This is a genomic window from Bradyrhizobium sp. 44 (assembly GCF_023073095.1).
Taxonomy (GTDB): Bacteria; Pseudomonadota; Alphaproteobacteria; order Rhizobiales; family Xanthobacteraceae; genus Bradyrhizobium.
Genome location: NZ_JADPIY010000020.1, coordinates 87,318 through 103,051, shown reverse-complemented (window position 1 = coordinate 103,051; position 15,734 = coordinate 87,318). Strand labels below are relative to the sequence as shown.

Annotated in this window: 16 protein-coding genes, 1 tRNA gene and 1 pseudogene; 2 read left to right on the top strand and 16 right to left on the bottom strand. The window is 64.4% G+C overall.

Annotated features, from left to right (window positions below; translation table 11 throughout):
• Positions 1–328: 328 nt before the first annotated feature.
• From IVB41_RS35930 to IVB41_RS22645, 8 genes and pseudogenes are all read right to left on the bottom strand, one after another.
• A pseudogene (locus IVB41_RS35930) lies at positions 329–529 on the bottom strand (DUF6932 family protein); the annotation flags it as partial.
• 305 nt (positions 530–834) lie between these two features.
• Positions 835–912 (bottom strand) — tRNA-Pro (locus IVB41_RS22675).
• Between the two features lie 118 nt (positions 913–1,030).
• A complete protein-coding gene (locus IVB41_RS22670; protein ID WP_007611070.1) occupies positions 1,031–1,609 on the bottom strand; it encodes a MerR family transcriptional regulator in 579 nt (192 codons plus the stop codon).
• Between the two features lie 27 nt (positions 1,610–1,636).
• Positions 1,637–1,978 (bottom strand): integration host factor subunit alpha, encoded by a 342-nt coding sequence (locus tag IVB41_RS22665; protein ID WP_018456841.1) that lies wholly within the window; start codon positions 1,976–1,978, stop codon positions 1,637–1,639.
• 133 nt (positions 1,979–2,111) lie between these two features.
• Positions 2,112–3,092, bottom strand: a complete 981-nt coding sequence (locus IVB41_RS22660; protein WP_247435110.1) for a beta-ketoacyl-ACP synthase III — start codon at positions 3,090–3,092, stop codon at positions 2,112–2,114.
• Positions 3,089–4,150 carry a phosphate acyltransferase PlsX gene (plsX, locus tag IVB41_RS22655; protein WP_247397223.1) on the bottom strand — a complete coding sequence of 354 codons (1,062 nt, stop codon included), beginning with the start codon at positions 4,148–4,150 and terminating at the stop codon, positions 3,089–3,091. The genes IVB41_RS22660 and plsX overlap by 4 nt, the downstream gene beginning before the upstream one ends.
• 298 nt (positions 4,151–4,448) lie before the next feature.
• Positions 4,449–5,012, bottom strand: a complete 564-nt coding sequence (locus tag IVB41_RS22650) for a DUF177 domain-containing protein (protein WP_247435108.1) — start codon at positions 5,010–5,012, stop codon at positions 4,449–4,451.
• Positions 5,009–5,560 carry a ubiquinol-cytochrome C chaperone family protein gene (locus tag IVB41_RS22645; RefSeq protein WP_247289363.1) on the bottom strand — a complete coding sequence of 184 codons (552 nt, stop codon included), beginning with the start codon at positions 5,558–5,560 and terminating at the stop codon, positions 5,009–5,011. The genes IVB41_RS22650 and IVB41_RS22645 overlap by 4 nt, the downstream gene beginning before the upstream one ends.
• 98 nt (positions 5,561–5,658) lie before the next feature.
• On the opposite strand from IVB41_RS22645, the gene IVB41_RS22640 reads away from it, so the two are divergent.
• Positions 5,659–6,144: an outer membrane protein assembly factor BamE gene (locus tag IVB41_RS22640; protein WP_247435105.1), complete on the top strand. Its 486-nt coding sequence runs from the start codon at positions 5,659–5,661 to the stop codon at positions 6,142–6,144.
• 86 nt (positions 6,145–6,230) lie between these two features.
• Positions 6,231–7,232, top strand: a complete 1,002-nt coding sequence (locus IVB41_RS22635) for a tripartite tricarboxylate transporter substrate binding protein (RefSeq protein WP_027567257.1) — start codon at positions 6,231–6,233, stop codon at positions 7,230–7,232.
• Positions 7,233–7,502: 270 nt separating this feature from the next.
• On the opposite strand, the gene IVB41_RS22630 is transcribed toward IVB41_RS22635, so the two are convergent.
• The 8 genes from IVB41_RS22630 to glyA form a co-directional block, all read right to left on the bottom strand.
• Entirely contained in the window at positions 7,503–9,623 is a 2,121-nt protein-coding gene (locus IVB41_RS22630) for a sodium-translocating pyrophosphatase (RefSeq protein ID WP_027567258.1), read from the bottom strand.
• A gap of 235 nt (positions 9,624–9,858) precedes the next feature.
• Complete coding sequence (thiL, locus tag IVB41_RS22625; RefSeq protein ID WP_247435101.1) at positions 9,859–10,857, bottom strand: thiamine-phosphate kinase; 999 nt, start codon at positions 10,855–10,857, stop codon at positions 9,859–9,861.
• A gap of 117 nt (positions 10,858–10,974) precedes the next feature.
• A complete protein-coding gene (gene nusB, locus IVB41_RS22620; protein WP_247435098.1) occupies positions 10,975–11,472 on the bottom strand; it encodes a transcription antitermination factor NusB in 498 nt (165 codons plus the stop codon).
• Positions 11,473–11,474: 2 nt separating this feature from the next.
• Complete coding sequence (ribH, locus tag IVB41_RS22615; RefSeq protein ID WP_007611095.1) at positions 11,475–11,966, bottom strand: 6,7-dimethyl-8-ribityllumazine synthase; 492 nt, start codon at positions 11,964–11,966, stop codon at positions 11,475–11,477.
• Between the two features lie 72 nt (positions 11,967–12,038).
• Positions 12,039–12,662 carry a riboflavin synthase gene (locus tag IVB41_RS22610; protein WP_247435095.1) on the bottom strand — a complete coding sequence of 208 codons (624 nt, stop codon included), beginning with the start codon at positions 12,660–12,662 and terminating at the stop codon, positions 12,039–12,041.
• On the bottom strand, positions 12,662–13,810 hold the full coding sequence (gene ribD, locus IVB41_RS22605) for a bifunctional diaminohydroxyphosphoribosylaminopyrimidine deaminase/5-amino-6-(5-phosphoribosylamino)uracil reductase RibD (protein ID WP_247435092.1): 1,149 nt from the start codon (positions 13,808–13,810) through the stop codon (positions 12,662–12,664). Before ribD ends, IVB41_RS22610 begins: the two co-directional genes overlap by 1 nt.
• Complete coding sequence (gene nrdR, locus IVB41_RS22600) at positions 13,807–14,289, bottom strand: transcriptional regulator NrdR (protein ID WP_007603426.1); 483 nt, start codon at positions 14,287–14,289, stop codon at positions 13,807–13,809. Before nrdR ends, ribD begins: the two co-directional genes overlap by 4 nt.
• A 29-nt stretch (positions 14,290–14,318) precedes the next feature.
• Positions 14,319–15,617, bottom strand: coding sequence for a serine hydroxymethyltransferase (glyA, locus tag IVB41_RS22595; protein WP_247289354.1), 1,299 nt, complete (start codon positions 15,615–15,617; stop codon positions 14,319–14,321).
• Between the last annotated feature and the right edge of the window lie 117 nt (positions 15,618–15,734).

Here is a 15,734-nt window from a genome sequence, read left to right as displayed (position 1 = left end):
TCCCTGGGCGGGATGCTTCGCGCGCTGCCGGTCTTGCTCGCACGCAATTCACGTCTGCGCAGGTTCATTGCCGCCGTGGGCTTCCCGATCACAAGCCAGCATCGGAGAGAGTGGCGGAATGAACATCGTCAAGAGTCTCGCGCAGATCGTCTGGCGGTACGTGGTATCTCTATCAGGCGTCGGATTGGCGTTGGGAGCATTGTTCTTCGCGGCGGCACTTACGCCGACGCTCGTCCCAAGAAGCTATTTGATCCAGGGAGTCCTTGCCGGCACCTGTTTTGCGATCGTCTACGAATGCAATATGGTGTTCTAAATTCAAAGCATCGATAAGTATTCTTTCCTCTGGGAGCAAGTTCTGCATCACATCGTCGTCAATATTTACAAGAACATCCACGTCTCCGGGATCTGGTTTTTCTGAAAGAAAATTGCCGTCAACGAACGCTATGCAGGAAAGCTTTACGCGAAGCAGCTCCTGGGCAAGCTCTTCCAAGGCATAGAAGAGCTTTTCTCTTCTCTGCCGTGCTTGGCTATGAAATCGATGAACGCAAGGGACTCGATTTCACGGAGCGTCATAAAGTGACGCCCCGGCGCCAGTAGCGGCGGGTGATCGAACTTGTGCGCTGCCATTGCAGCCGTAGCCCCCAGCGCTTCCACCATCAGTAATTGCGGTGTGGCGCTGACTCGCCTTAACAGATCGTGGCTGGGTACGGTAGGTGCAATATTCCCTGCCGAGTGCCCAGAACGCTTGCTGAACGGAATTTGTAAACCGGCTGTAAACAGGCGATGCGCCGTATGTCGACGGCGCCGAACTGACCTTGATGCAATTTAGAAAAATGGTCGGAGCGAGAGGATTTGAACCTCCGACCCCTAGTCTCCCAGACTAGTGCGCTAACCGGGCTGCGCCACGCTCCGAACGTCGTTCCATTAGCTAGGATCGCCGGTTTGCGCAAGGCGAGGTCACACCATTTTGGATTTTGGTGCCTCTGCCGAAAAGCACCGGAACTGCCCCCAAAGCCAAGGAGATCCGGCGTCAGGCGTCCTTGAGCGCCTGATCCAGCATTTCGCGGCAGGCGATGAGTTCGGCGAGCACCCGTCCGAGGCGCTCGCGGTCGATGGCACTGGGGCCGGCGGGCGCGGCGGGGGTGCCGCCCTTGCGGAAGGTGGTGAGGATTTCCTCGTCGTCGGTCTCGGAGAAGCGGAAGTCGATGCCCTCCTCCTCCTCGCCCTGGTAATCGTCGTCGTCACTATCGCGGGCGCCGCGGACGCCGGTCTCCTCCTCGGGCTCCATCAGGCTGGCGCCGACGGCGTCCTCGATAGCCCCGAACGAGACCGCGGCCGCGCTGTCGGCGAGGCCCTGCACCGATTTGACGCCGTGCTCCTTGAGGATCCGCTGCACGCCGCGGATGGTGTAGCCCTCGCCGTAGAGGAGACGGCGGATACCCTTGAGCAGATCGACGTCGTCGGGGCGGTAATAGCGGCGGCCGCCGCTGCGCTTCATCGGCTTGATCTGGGAGAAACGCGTCTCCCAGAACCGCAGCACGTGCTGCGGAATGTCGAGTTCCTGCGCTACTTCGCTGATGGTTCGGAACGCATCCGGCGCCTTGTCCAAATGCCAAATCCTTATCCGGAAGGCGGATTACGCCTCGGGTTGCGCCTTGCTGGCGTCGCCATTGGTGCGGTGCTGGGCGTTGATCCGCTGCTTCAGGATTGCGGACGGCTTGAACACCATGACCCGGCGCGGCGAGATCGGCACCTCGGTGCCGGTCTTCGGGTTGCGACCGATGCGCTGACCCTTCTTGCGGACCATGAAGGAGCCGAACGAGGACAGCTTCACCGTCTCGCCTTTCTCAAGGCAATCGGTGATCTCCTTCAGCACGAGTTCCACGAAGGCAGACGATTCCGTGCGCGACAGCCCCACCTTCTGGTAGACGGCTTCGCACAGATCGACACGCGTTACGGTTTTACTTTGATCGGTCATCGCCCTGCCCCACATCACGGCGAACAATTGTTGTCTGAAATTATGAGCTTACGATACGGCGGTCAACAGCGCTCATCAATGCAGGCGCATCGATAATCCGATCTGATTCGGGCAAAATTTTATCGACTGTGGCTTACCAGCGCACCAGCGCGGAGCCCCAGGTGAAGCCGCCGCCCATGGCTTCGAGCAGAACCAGGTCGCCGCGCTTGATGCGGCCGTCCTTGCGCGCCACCGACAGCGCCAGCGGGATCGAGGCAGCCGAGGTGTTGCCGTGAAGGTCCACCGTCAGCACCACCTTCTCCGGCGCGATGTGGAGCTTGTGCGCGGACGCGTCGATGATTCGCTTGTTGGCCTGGTGCGGCACGAACCAGTCGATGCTGTCGGCATTGAGCCCGGTCGCCTTGAAGGCGTCGACGATCACGTCGGTGATCATGCCGACCGCGTGCTTGAAGACCTCGCGGCCCTCCATGCGCAGATGGCCGACGGTCTGGGTCGAGGACGGGCCGCCGTCGACGAACAGCTTCGCCTTGTGGCGGCCGTCGGAGCGCAAATGCGTGGTCACGATCCCCCGGTCGGTCGCGGCATTGCCCGGCTGCTCCTGCGCCTCCAGCACCACCGCGCCGGCGCCGTCGCCGAACAGCACGCAGGTGCCGCGATCGGTCCAGTCGAGGATGCGCGAGAAGGTTTCCGCGCCGATCACCAGCGCGCGCTTGAAGGCGCCCGTGCGCAGGAAATTATCGGCGGTGGCGAGCCCGAACACGAAGCCCGAGCACACCGCCTGAAGGTCGAAGGCCGCGCCATGGTTGATGCCGAGCCCATGCTGCACGGCGACCGCGCTTGCGGGGAAAGTGTTGTCAGGGGTCGAGGTCGCGAGCACGATCAGGTCGATCGACTGCGCGTCCACGCCGGCATCGGCGAGCGCCGCCTGCGCTGCCTTGAGCGCCAGATGGGAGGTGAACTCGCGCTCGGCCGCGATGTGCCGCTCGCGAATGCCGGTGCGCTGCACGATCCACTCGTCGGACGTGTCAATGCGCGCCGCCAATTGGGCGTTGGTCACCACCTGCTCCGGCAAATAAGAGCCGCAGCCCAGCACGACCGAACGAATTTGAGTCACGAAACAGCCTCCTGCGCGGCTTGCACGGAATTGAGTGCACCACCTTCGCGGTTGAGCATCTGATTGATCTTGTTGAGGAGATCGAATTTGACCATCTCATAGCCAACATCAATCGCATAGGCAAAGCCTTCGGCAGCGATTCCGCCATGGCTCTTGACCACGATCCCGTTCAACCCCAGCAACACGCCGCCGTTGGATTTGTTCGGGTCCATCTTGTTCCGCAGGGCCTGGAAGGCGTTGCGCGCAAAGAGATAGCCGAGCTTTGACAGCCAGCCCCGTTTCATCTCGTCCCGGAGCAATTCCGCCATCTGCCGTGCGGTTCCCTCCGCGGCCTTCAGCGCGATGTTGCCGCTGTAGCCTTCGGTGACGATGACGTCCGCCACTCCCTTGCCGATGCCGTCGCCCTCGACGAAGCCGAGATAGTCGAGTTCGGGGAGGTTCCTGGCGCGCAGGATTTCGCCGGCCTCGCGAATCTCCTCGTGCCCCTTGATCTCCTCGACCCCGATATTGAGCAGGCCGACCGTGGGACGCTTCTTGTTGAACAACACGCTGGCCATCGCCGCGCCCATGATGGCGAGCGACACCAGATGGTGGGTATCGCCGCCGATGCTGGCGCCGAGGTCGAGGACCACGGAATCGCCGCGCCTGGTCGGCCACATGCCGGCGATGGCCGGACGATCGACGCCCGGCAGCGTGCGCAGGTGGAAGCGCGACATCGCCATCAGCGCGCCGGTATTCCCGGCGGAGACCGCGACATCCGCCTCGCCCTTTTTCACAGCATCGATGGCAAGCCACATCGAGGAGGTCCTGCGGCCGCGCCGGAGCGCCTGGCTCGGCTTTTCCTCGCCGCTGACCGCGACATCGGTATGGATGATCTTCGAGGCGGCCTTCAGCGCGGGGTGGCGATCGAGCTCGGGCTCGATCTTGGCGCGGTCCCCGATCAGCAGGAATTCGATCTCGCGATGCCTGTGAAGCGAGATGGCGGCGCCTGGGATGACCACCGCGGCGCCGGCGTCGCCCCCCATGGCGTCAAGCGCGATGCGAACCTTGCTTGGCATAAAAGTCCTGGAAACCTGGTCTGGTGCGGTCTTGAACGAGCGGGGCCGCAAATGGGTTCGCCACGAACATGGCGGTCGGTCAAGCGCCACGCTGCACCCGGACCGGGGCGCGACAATAGCGTTTTGTTATCCCGAAACAACCTCTTGCCCCCAGCCTTTTGCATTCGGGACGATCCGGCCGCAGACGGCCGAATTCACAAGAAGTACATCAAAATCAAACAGATAATTCGACCTTTCAAACCACGATCGCAAACACCTCGCGCCCCGTAGCAAAGCGGTCCTCTGGGAAAGACGGCGCCTATTGGTCTTTCTTCTTGTCCTGGAGCGCCTTCAGCACCGCAAAGGGATGATCCTCCGGATCGGGGGCGGTGACCTCGGGCTCAAACACCACCCCCGGCTTCCGCGGATAGGGATCCACCGCCAGGAATAGGGCGTCGGTGGCGAGCCGGCCGAGGTCGATGATGCCATTGACGATCGCCTCCGGGGGGTCGGCGACCTGCTCCCGATCGTCGTGCACCTCCTCCATCAGCTCGGCCAGGCGGCGGACTTCGGCCTCGGGGGCAAATATCAGGTCCACCTCCTCGTCGATCTCGCTCTCCATCGGGTCAAGCGTGACCACACAGGTCTGGCCGATCCGGGCGCGGACGTGCCCCGTGACCTGGATCTGGTTGCCGCTTTTCGGCACGACATCGAAATCCGCCCGGACCGAAACAACCTCGCGCAAGCCTGCCGTCTCAGCCATGGCCTGCCGCTCGGCGGCCGAGGCCTCGAGCTTGCGATGCAGGCCGGTGTCCGGGATCTGTGCAACGATGACGGGCACCTGCCAGGGATCGGGCCCGGATGCGGTAATCGGTCGGCTCATGGCGTGACATCCTCAGGGAGCGCTGGGGGAAACTTGAAAGACGCGGCCAACAATGCGGCCTCGCCGGTCCGGCCGAGGTCGGCCTCGGCAGCCCTGGCATAGGCCGCGAGCCGCTGCGCCTGGTCCATGCCGGCCCCATTCAAGATATTCTTGCAGATCGCCGATGCCAGCGCCTCGCCTCCGCTTTCCATGGCCTGATCGTAGGCCTGGACCCGGCCGTAAAATGCCTCGCCGAAGGCCCGCATCCGCTTCGGCACGGTCTGGTCGCCTATCCCCATCTCGCGCAGATTGTCGTCCATATCCTCGCAGAAGCGGTCGAACAGCGCCTGCGACAGCTCGGTGGCGCCCTGAACCGTGCGCAGACGGCGCAGCAGCAGCCAGAGGTGCAGCAGCAACAGATCGAAACGCCCGTTAACGCTATCCGGCACGCCCAAGTCTCGGTAAAATATGGGTTCTCGCGCCTGCGTCACGATCATGCCATAGATGGCTTCAATGGTGCCCGGCGAGGCTAGGCGGGGTTTCCTGAAGTGATTGAACGGCCAAAGCATTGTGGTTTCCGCAAGCGGGCGCGCGCGTGTTGCATTCAGAGCCTCCGCCCGGTACTTCAGCGCCTCGCGCGACGCAAGGGGACGGAATCAGTTCCGCTATGACGATAACGAACCAGACCAGCCTGCGTGCAGACAAGCGGCGCGGCCTTCAAGCACGTTGGCGCGGCTTGCGCCTGTTCGCGGCCGCGGCCCTGGTTGGGGCTGCGCTTGCGGGCTGCACCGGCGAGCAGTTCCAGAAGGGTTACATCCTGCCGCCCAACGCGCTGGAGCAGATCCCGATTGGCGCGAGCCAGGACCAGGTGCTGATCGTGATGGGCACCCCCTCCACCGTCGCAACCCTCGACGGCGAGGTGTTCTATTACATCTCGCAGCGCTCGGAGCGCATGGTCGCCTTCATGAATCAGAGGGTGGTCGATCAGCGCGTCATCGCGGTCTATTTCGACAAGAACCGGCGCGTGCGCCGGCTTGCGAATTACGGCCTGCAGGACGGCAAGATCTTCGACTTCATCAGCCGCACCACGCCGACGTCGGGCCAGGAGATGAGCTACCTCACGCCGATCTTCAAGCTGCTCAGCTTTAACTGAGCCTTCAGCCTGCGGCTTCGTGCGGCTTGCTGTTGCGCGTCCTGTTCCATACGCTCCCTGCAAAACAAGATGCAGGGAGTGGATTCGTGCCCAAACAATTGCTGTCCCGCCGTCGCGTGCTCACCGGTGCTGCCGCCCTCTCGGCCGCAGCGATCCTGCCGCGATCGAGTCTGGCGGACTGGAAGCCCACCGAAAACGTCCGCCTCGTCGTGCCGGCTGCCGCCGGCGGCTCGACCGACGTGATGGGTCGGCTCCTTGCCGCGCATCTGCAGACGGCTTGGGGCCAATCGGCCGTGGTGGAAAACCGTTCCGGCGGCGGCGGCACGATCGGCACGGCCGAGGTGGTCCGCGCCAAGCCGGACGGCCACACCATCCTGATCGGCAATCCCGGTCCGAACGCGATCGCCTACAGCATCTTCAAGAACCTCACCTACAAGCCGGACCAGCTCCAGCCTGTCTCCAACATGATCCGGATCCCGAACATCGTCTCGGCTCATCCCAAGACCGGCATCAAGTCGATCGCCGAGCTGGTCGCCTATCTCAAGGCCAATCCGGACAAGCTCAGCTACGCCTCCTCCGGCGTCGGCCAGAGCCCTCACCTCACAGGCGCCTGGTTCCTGCAGCTCACCGGCCTGAAGATGACGCATATCCCGTTCCGCGGCGCCGGTCCCGCGCTCCAGGCGGCGCTCGCCGGCGACATCCAGATCCTGTTCGACAATCTCTATCCGAGCCTGCCGCAGGTGCAGAACGGCACCCTCACCGGCCTCTGCGTCACCACGACCGAGCGTAGCGACCTTGCGCCGAACCTGCCGACCATGCGCGAGAGCGCGCCGGAGCTTGCGGCTTTCGACGTCTCGTCGTGGTTCTCGGTGTTCCTGCCGAAGGGTGTGCAGCCCGCCGTTGTCGAAGCGCTCAACCTTCAAGTGAAGGCGATGCTCGAGCGCGACGACATCAAGAAGAACATCGTGGCCATGGGCGCCCGCGCCGACTACGGCACGCCCGACCAGTTTGCCGCCTTCGTGGACGCCGAGACGAAGAAGTTCGCCGGCATCATCCAGAAGGAAGGGCTGCAGATGGACGTGCAGTAGGCCCCGCTTGTGGCGCTGGGGATTTGAACCAGTTGAAGGCTAAGAGGACGGCCGCCGCCAGCGCGACTGCCAACATTGTGCGAGGCCCGGATTGCCGGGAGCCCCTTTGCGTCTTGCCGCAAGTTGGACAAACACTGTCGGCCGCCAACATGTCGCAGCCGCACCGGATACATCTGGTCGTCTCGAACTTCATGGCGACGCTCCCGCAAAGCGGATAACAAAAACCCGCGGTTTGCACCGCGGGTTTGTCGCAGGAAAGCTGCCTCTGGTTCAGTGCGCGAGGATCGCCAGCAGCAGCAGCGCCACGATGTTCGTGATCTTGATCATCGGGTTCACCGCGGGACCTGCCGTGTCCTTGTAGGGATCGCCGACGGTGTCACCGGTCACGGCCGCCTTGTGGGCATCACTGCCCTTGCCGCCGTAATGGCCGTCCTCGATGTACTTCTTGGCGTTGTCCCAGGCACCGCCGCCCGAGGTCATGGAGATTGCGACGAACAGGCCCGTCACAATCACGCCGAGCAGCATGGCGCCGACGGCGGAGAACGCGGCCGACTTGCCGACGGCACCGCCACCTGCGATCGCGTAGATCACGAAATAGACGAAGATCGGCGACAGCACCGGCAGCAGCGACGGAATGATCATTTCTTTGATCGCCGCCTTGGTCAGCAGGTCGACGGCCCTGCCGTAGTCCGGCTTGTCCGTGCCCTGCATGATGCCGGGCTTCTCGCGGAACTGGCGCCGCACTTCCTCGACGATCGCGCTGGCCGCACGGCCCACGGCGGTCATGCCCATCGCGCCGAACAGATACGGCAGCAGGCCGCCGAACAAGAGGCCGACGACGACGTAAGGATTGTTGAGCGAGAAGTCGGGCAGTACGCCCTGGAAGTACGGATATTTCGCGGCGTTGGCGATGAAGAATTTGAGGTCTTCATTGTAAGCCGCGAACAGCACCAGCGCGCCGAGACCGGCGGAGCCGATCGCATAGCCCTTGGTGACCGCCTTGGTGGTGTTGCCGACCGCGTCGAGCGCGTCGGTCGACTTGCGGACTTCCTTCGGAAGACCGGCCATTTCGGCTATGCCGCCGGCATTGTCGGTGACGGGGCCGAAAGCGTCGAGCGCCACGACCATGCCAGCCAGCGCCAGCATGGTGGCGGTCGCAATCGCAATGCCGAACAAGCCGGCAAGGCTGTAAGTGACGAGAATGCCGGCGATGATCACCAGCGCCGGACCAGCGGTGGATTCCATCGAGATCGCCAGGCCCTGGATCACGTTGGTGCCGTGACCGGTAACCGACGACGCCGCGATCGACTTGACCGGGCGATAATCGGTGCCGGTATAGTATTCGGTGATCACGATGATCAGCCCGGTAACGACGAGGCCGACGACGCCGCACTCGAACAGCGCCATGCCGGTATACTTCACGCCTTCCAGCGGGCCGAAACCGATCAGCCAGTAGATGACGCCGGCAACGCCCACGATCGACAGCACGCCGGTCGCGATCAGGCCCTTGTAGAGCGCACCCATGATCGACTGGCTGGCGCCGAGCTTGACGAAGAAGGTGCCGATGATCGAGGTGATGATGCAGACGCCGCCAATGGCGAGCGGCAGGGTCATCATGTTCACCAGCAGCGGCGAGGTCGCGAAGAAGATCGCGGCGAGCACCATGGTGGCGACCGCAGTCACCGCATAGGTCTCAAACAGGTCGGCCGCCATGCCGGCGCAGTCACCGACATTGTCACCGACGTTGTCGGCGATGGTCGCCGGGTTGCGCGGATCGTCCTCAGGAATGCCGGCCTCGACCTTTCCGACGAGATCGCCGCCGACGTCAGCACCCTTGGTGAAGATGCCGCCGCCGAGACGGGCGAAGATCGAGATCAGCGAGGCGCCGAAGCCGAGCGCCACCAGCGCATCGACGACGACACGGTCGTTGGCCTTCAGCCCCATGCCGTGCGTGAGATAGGCGAAATAGATGGTAACGCCGAGCAGTGCGAGACCCGCGACTAGCATGCCGGTGATGGCGCCCGCCTTGAAGGCGAGCTCGAGGCCGCCGGCAAGCGACGTCGTCGCCGCCTGCGCGGTGCGCACATTGGCGCGAACCGAGACGTTCATACCGATGAAGCCCGCCGCGCCCGACAACACCGCACCGATCAGGAAGCCGATCGCAACCAGCATGCCGAGGAAGTAGGCCAGCAGGGCGAAAATCACGACGCCGACCATGCCGATCGTCATGTACTGTCGCTTGAGATAGGCCTGCGCGCCCTCGGCCACCGCCGCCGCGATTTCCTGCATGCGCGGAGACCCCGCATCCGCGCTCAACACCGAAGACGTCGCCCAGATCGCGTAGACGACGGAAAGCACTCCGCAGAGCACAATCAACCATAATGCTGTCATGTGATTTTTTGCCTCAGATCCTTGATGAACGTACCCCCGGCGCCTTTTGTTTTTCCGTCGTGCGGTGCGGCGCCTTGATTTGAAAAGGGCCGCCCCTTGCCCGAAGGCGCGGCCCTAGTCGGTCACGACCTTGCCAAAATCAAATTGAGGGTGCAACGCCAGATAAGCCCGAAAAGCCGATCTCGGCAGGTATTTAGCCAGTCTTGGCAGCCCGGACGCCGGTTTGGAGCAATTCCTAGAAGTGGCTGTAGGACAGTCGCTTCAAGACCAGCTGCTGGCCCTGCCCGTCCAGGAAGCGCGGCCGCTCATGGCCCGCGACGATCGTGCCGATGGCCGTGACGGCAAGGCCGGCCGCCCGCCCCAAGGCAATCAGTGCGTCGCCTTGCGCCGGCGGAACGGTGCACAGCACCTCGTAATCGTCCCCCCCGGCCAGCAGCGTCTCAACGGAAACGACGTTGCCCGCGATCAGGCCGGCGGCAGCGACCGAGAGCGGCACGCTGGTCACCTCGATCGTGGCCGAGACGCCTGACGCCGCACAGAGCTTGGTCAGGTCTCCTGCAAGCCCGTCGGAGACATCCATGGCAGCCGTTGCATGGTCACGCACGCCGTGCGCGAGAGCATTGCGCGGCTGCGGCACGCGATAGCGCGAGATCAGCGTCTCGCGCGCGTGCGGATCGGAGGCCAGCGCATTCGCCACCGCGCCGCCCTTGAGCACATCGAGGCCAAGCGCGGCGTCGCCGATCGTCCCCGTCACCAGAATACGGTCGCCCGGCTGGGCGCCGGCGCGGCCGACCATCCGCCCCTGCGGCACGCGGCCAAAGGCGGTGATCGAGATCATCTGCGGCCCCGGCGTCGACACCGTATCGCCGCCGAGCAGTGGACAAGCGAAGGTTTTCGCATCCTCGCCGAGCGCGTCCGCAAACGGCCTGAGCCAGGCGTCTTCCCTGCTGCGCAGCGCCAGTGTCAGCACGAAGCCGGCCGGCACGGCGCCCTTGGCAGCGAGATCGGACAGGTTCACCCGCAGCGCCTTGCGCGCGATTGTATCGGGCGGATCGCTGGCAAGATAATGCACACCCTCCACCACCGCGTCGGTGGTGACGACGATGTCGCTGCCGAGCGCCTGCAGGATGGCGGCATCGTCGACCAGCCCCAACGCGCCGGGATCAGTCGCCAGCGGCTTGAAATAGTGCGCGATGAGGGAGTCTTCGGCGGAGGGGTTGTGCGGGCTGGTCATTAGCTCGATCCGTAATCTCCCCGCCGATTGCGAGCGAAGCGAAGCAATCCAGACTGCCTCCGGAGATACAGTCTGGACTGCTTCGTCGCTACGCTCCTCGCAATGACGATCCCATGGCTATCCCCGTCCGAACTCGTCACCGCGAAACTGGCGGCCGATCTGGTCGAGCACCGCGTTGACCATGCCGGTCTCCTCGCGGTCGACGAAGGCATTGGCGACGTCGACATATTCGGACACGACGACGCGGCCCGGCACGTCCTTGCGGTGTTCCAATTCGTAGGCCCCTGCCCGCAGCACCGCGCGCAGGATCGCTTCGATGCGCTTCAACGGCCAGCCCTTCGACAGCGCCTCGTCGATCAGCGGATCGAGCTTCTTCTGGTCGCGCACGACGCCGGAGACGACGTCGCGGAAGAACGCCGCTTCCGCCGGGAGATAAGTGTCGCCCTCGACCTCGTTGCCGAGCCAGTGGCTCTCGAACTCCGCAAAAATGTCGTTGATGCCGGCACCGCCGATATCCATCTGGTACAGCGCCTGCACGGCTGCGAGCCGCGCCGCACCGCGCCGGTTCGCCTTCTTCTCCGTGCCAGACGGCGGCTTCTTGCTGTTATCGGCCATGATTAAGCCCGCGCCAGCCGGCGCTTTATGCGCAGCATAGCAATCGCGGCCCGCGCGGCATCGCCGCCCTTGTTCAACTCGCTGGCACGCGCCCGCGCCCAGGCCTGCGCCTCGGTGTTGACGGTGAGGATGCCGTTGCCGAGCGGCAGCTTGCGCGCCACCGCCAAGTCCATCAGCGCGCGGGAGGATTCCTGTGAAACGATCTCGAAATGGATGGTGTCGCCACGGATCACGCAGCCGAGCGCGATCGCGGCGTCGTAGGGCTTGCCATTGGCGGCCGCGGCATCAACCGCGATGGCGATCGCCGCAGGAATCTCCAGTGCGCCGGGAACCGTGATGACGTCGTGGGTCAGACCGGCCGCCTTCAGCTCGGCCACCGCGCCTTCGAGCATCGCGTCCTGGAGATCATCATAGAACCGTGCCTCGACAATCAGCGCGCGTGCGCCGGAGATGTCGGTCTGGTCCTTCAGGGGTGCGCGCCGCGCGTCTGCCATCGTCAAATCCGTTCCACAGGGGTTCGCGCTATGTAGTCGCCACCAGCGGGTAAGCCAAGTTCAAAGACGCCGTCACTTCATTTCCGTCAGCCGCGCCGCGTAGCGGGCCATCAGATCGACCTCGATATTGACCTCATCTCCCGCCTTCCAGCCGCCGATCGCCGTGACCGTCAGGGTGTGCGGGATGATCAGCACGGAAAAGGTCACGTCCTTCACCGTATTAACCGTCAGCGAGACGCCGTCGAGCGTGATCGAGCCCTTGGTCGCGATGAACCGCGCCAGCTCCCGCGTCGTGGAAAGCTCGAACCGCGCCATCTCGGGCAGGTCCTCGCGGCCGACGAGGGTCGCGATGCCATCGGCATGGCCGGCGACGATATGCCCGCCAAGCTCGTCGCCGATCTTGAGCGCACGCTCGAGATTGAGCCTGGTGCCGACCCTCCAGTGCTTGGCGGTCGTCAGCGCCAGCGTCTCGGCCGCGGCATCGACGTCGAACCAGGTCCTCTGAGCAGAGTCCTTGCCGCCTTCGACACCAGAAGCAACCACCGTCAGGCAGACGCCATTGCAGGCGATCGAGGCGCCGTCCGCAATGGTGGTCTGGTCGTAGCGGCAGGCGATGCGCAGCCGGTGCAACTGGCCCCGCGCTGTCGGCGTGAAGCCGACGATCTCGCCGATATCAGTGACAATGCCGGTGAACATTACGCGCGCTCGTAGATGGTGAGAGTATCCTTGTCGAAGGTCTCGCTAGCATGAACCTTATAGGCCTGCGACTGCGTGATTTTCGACAGGGGCAATGCAGCGAGCGCATCCACCCCGTCAGCGCCCACCGCATCCGCGCCGCGGAACAGCCATATTTCGTCAACGAGGTCAGCGGCGATGAAGGACGCCGCAACGCGGCTGCCGCCCTCGACCATCAGCCGCGTGATGCCCTTCCCGGCCAATGCATGCAGCACTGCCGCAAGATCGAGTCCCGAGGCGTTGCCGGGCGGCACGCGGATCACCTGCGCGCCGGCAGCACCGAGCCGAGTGGCGGCCGCGGCCTCCGCGAGTTCAGAACCCATCACCCACAGCGGAATCTCGCGCGCGGAGCCCACGAGCTTGCTCGCGCCGGGAATGCGCAGGCTCTGATCGAGCACCACGCGCACCGGTGAGCGCGCTGCCATGCCCGGCAGGCGGCAGTCGAGCTGCGGATCGTCCGCCAGCACCGTGCCGATGCCGACCAGGACGGCGTCGCTTTGCGCGCGCAGGAGATGCACCCGGTTGCGCGCTGCCGCGCCGGTGATCGCGACCGGCTTGCCCCCAGCCGCGCCGATCTTGCCGTCAGGCGAGACCGCAAGCTTCAGGATCACATGTGGGCGCTGATCCCTGATGCGACGGAAATGCCCGGCATGATCGAAGGCGGCTTCGCGCGCGCACAGACCCACATCCACCATGATGCCGGCGGCGCGCAGGCGCGCATGACCTTTACCGGCGACTTCCGGATTGGGATCCTCGATCGCGGCCACCACACGCTTGATGCCGGCGGCGATCACGGCGTCGGCGCACGGTGGCGATTTGCCGAAATGCGAGCATGGCTCCAGCGTGACATAGAGCGTGGCGCCGCGCGCGGCCTCGCCGGCACGCCGCAGCGCTTCCGGCTCGCCATGCGGCCGCCCGCTTGGTTGGGTCCAGCCGCGGCCGACGATCACGCCGTCCTTGACGATGACGGCACCGACGGCGGGATTGGGCCAGGTACGTCCCTGCCCGCGCCTGCCGAGCGCCAGCGCAAGCTCCATGAAGCGCCGGTCGGCATCCCTGGACTCGCGCGCCTTCTGCGCGAATTGATCCTCCAGGATGCGGAAGATCATTTGCGGATCGCGGCGAGCCGCGCTTCCTCCTCACCGGAGAGCTCGCCAAGTACATCGGCGAAATCCTTGGCCTCGCGGAAATTGCGGTAGACCGAGGCAAAGCGGACATAGGCGACATCGTCGAGCGTGCGCAGATGCTCCATCACGGTCTCGCCGATCACTTCGGAGGAGATTTCAGCCTCGCCCCCGGTCTCGAGCTCGCGCACGATGGTGGAGACCATCTTCTCCACCCGCTCCGGCTCGACCTGCCGCTTGCGCAAGCTGATCGACACCGAGCGCATCAGCTTGTCGCGGTCGAACGGCACGCGGCGGCCGTTGCGCTTGATCACCGTGAGCTCGCGCAGCTGCACGCGCTCGAAGGTGGTGAAGCGGAAATTGCAGGCGACGCACACGCGTCGCCTGCGGATCACGGAAGAGTCCTCGGTCGGACGCGAGTCCTTCACCTGCGTATCGAGACTGTTGCAGTTCGGGCAGCGCATCCGTTGACCTTGACCGGTTTTCTTGGACCTTACTGATAGATCGGGAAACGGTCGGTGAGCGCCTTGACCCGTTCCTTGATCGCGGCTTCCACCAGCGGCGCCTTGCCGTCGGAGGACTGCGCGATCGCGTTGAGGACCTCGGCGATCATACCGGCGACCTGCTGGAATTCAGCGACTCCGAAGCCGCGGGTGGTTGCCGCAGGCGTGCCCAGCCGAATACCGGAGGTGACAAACGGCGACTCGGGGTCGAAAGGAATACCGTTCTTGTTGCAGGTGATGGCAGCGCGAACCAGCGCCTTCTCCGAGGCGTTGCCCTTCAGGCCCTTCGGCCGGAGGTCAACCAGCATCAGATGGTTATCGGTGCCACCGGAGACAATATCGAACCCGTGGCCCTTCATCGCCTCGGCCAGCGCCTTGGCGTTCTCGACGACGTTCTTGGCATAGACCTTGAAGTCCGGCCGCAGTGCCTCGGCAAATGCGACTGCCTTCGCCGCGATCACATGCATCAGGGGGCCGCCCTGCAGGCCCGGGAAGATCGCCGAGTTGAATTTCTTGGTCAGCGCCTCGTCATTCCACAGCATCAGGCCGCCGCGCGGACCGCGCAGCGATTTGTGGGTCGTGGTGGTGGTGATGTGAGCATGCGGTACCGGCGAGGCATGCACGCCGCCGGCGACGAGACCGGCGAAGTGCGCCATGTCGACCAGGAGATACGCGCCGACGCTGTCCGCGATCTCGCGGAAGCGCTTGAAGTCCCAGGCGCGCGAATAGGCCGAGCCGCCGGCCACGATCAGCTTCGGCTTGACCTCCTCGGCCTGCTTGGCGACGGCGTCCATGTCGATGATCTGGTCCTCGCGGCGCACGGTGTAGTGCGCGGCCTTGAACCACTTGCCGCTCATGTTGACGGGGGAGCCGTGGGTGAGATGGCCGCCGGCCGCGAGATCGAGGCCCATGAAGGTGTCGCCGGGCTGAAGCAGCGCCAGAAACACCGCCTGGTTCATCTGGCTGCCGGAGTTCGGCTGCACGTTGGCGAAGTTGGCGCCGAACAGCTTCTTGGCGCGATCGATCGCGAGGTTCTCGGCGACGTCGACCCACTCACAACCGCCGTAGTAGCGCGCGCCCGGATAGCCTTCCGCATATTTGTTGGTCATCACCGAACCCTGCGCTTCCAGCACGGCACGGCTGACGATGTTCTCGGAGGCGATCAGCTCGACCTCGTGACGCTGGCGGCCGAGCTCGCCCTTGATGGCGGCTGCGATTTCCGGGTCGGCCTGCTCGAGCGAGGCGGTGAAAAACGAATCGGGCGCGGAGGCGGTTTTGGCGAAGGTCATCTTGCGAATATCTCCACCGCCGCAGCCTTTTGGCGGGCTACGGGCGGGTCTGGTGTGGCGATCGGAAGCGGCGAGCGCGATCTACCACATCGCCCGCAACAGGCCAAGTAGTTGCGG

What these genes read in the sequence shown, in the direction of transcription:
- IVB41_RS22665 (WP_018456841.1), bottom strand. Translation starts at nt 1,978, where the DNA reads ATGACCGATCAAAGTAAAACCGTAACGCGTGTCGATCTGTGCGAAGCC.
- plsX (WP_247397223.1), bottom strand. Translation starts at nt 4,150, where the DNA reads ATGCCAAGCAAGGTTCGCATCGCGCTTGACGCCATGGGGGGCGACGCC.
- IVB41_RS22650 (WP_247435108.1), bottom strand. Translation starts at nt 5,012, where the DNA reads ATGAGCCGACCGATTACCGCATCCGGGCCCGATCCCTGGCAGGTGCCC.
- IVB41_RS22645 (WP_247289363.1), bottom strand. Translation starts at nt 5,560, where the DNA reads ATGCTTTGGCCGTTCAATCACTTCAGGAAACCCCGCCTAGCCTCGCCG.
- IVB41_RS22640 (WP_247435105.1), top strand. Translation starts at nt 5,659, where the DNA reads ATGACGATAACGAACCAGACCAGCCTGCGTGCAGACAAGCGGCGCGGC.
- IVB41_RS22630 (WP_027567258.1), bottom strand. Translation starts at nt 9,623, where the DNA reads ATGACAGCATTATGGTTGATTGTGCTCTGCGGAGTGCTTTCCGTCGTC.
- thiL (WP_247435101.1), bottom strand. Translation starts at nt 10,857, where the DNA reads ATGACCAGCCCGCACAACCCCTCCGCCGAAGACTCCCTCATCGCGCAC.
- nusB (WP_247435098.1), bottom strand. Translation starts at nt 11,472, where the DNA reads ATGGCCGATAACAGCAAGAAGCCGCCGTCTGGCACGGAGAAGAAGGCG.
- ribH (WP_007611095.1), bottom strand. Translation starts at nt 11,966, where the DNA reads ATGGCAGACGCGCGGCGCGCACCCCTGAAGGACCAGACCGACATCTCC.
- IVB41_RS22610 (WP_247435095.1), bottom strand. Translation starts at nt 12,662, where the DNA reads ATGTTCACCGGCATTGTCACTGATATCGGCGAGATCGTCGGCTTCACG.
- ribD (WP_247435092.1), bottom strand. Translation starts at nt 13,810, where the DNA reads ATGATCTTCCGCATCCTGGAGGATCAATTCGCGCAGAAGGCGCGCGAG.
- nrdR (WP_007603426.1), bottom strand. Translation starts at nt 14,289, where the DNA reads ATGCGCTGCCCGAACTGCAACAGTCTCGATACGCAGGTGAAGGACTCG.
- glyA (WP_247289354.1), bottom strand. Translation starts at nt 15,617, where the DNA reads ATGACCTTCGCCAAAACCGCCTCCGCGCCCGATTCGTTTTTCACCGCC.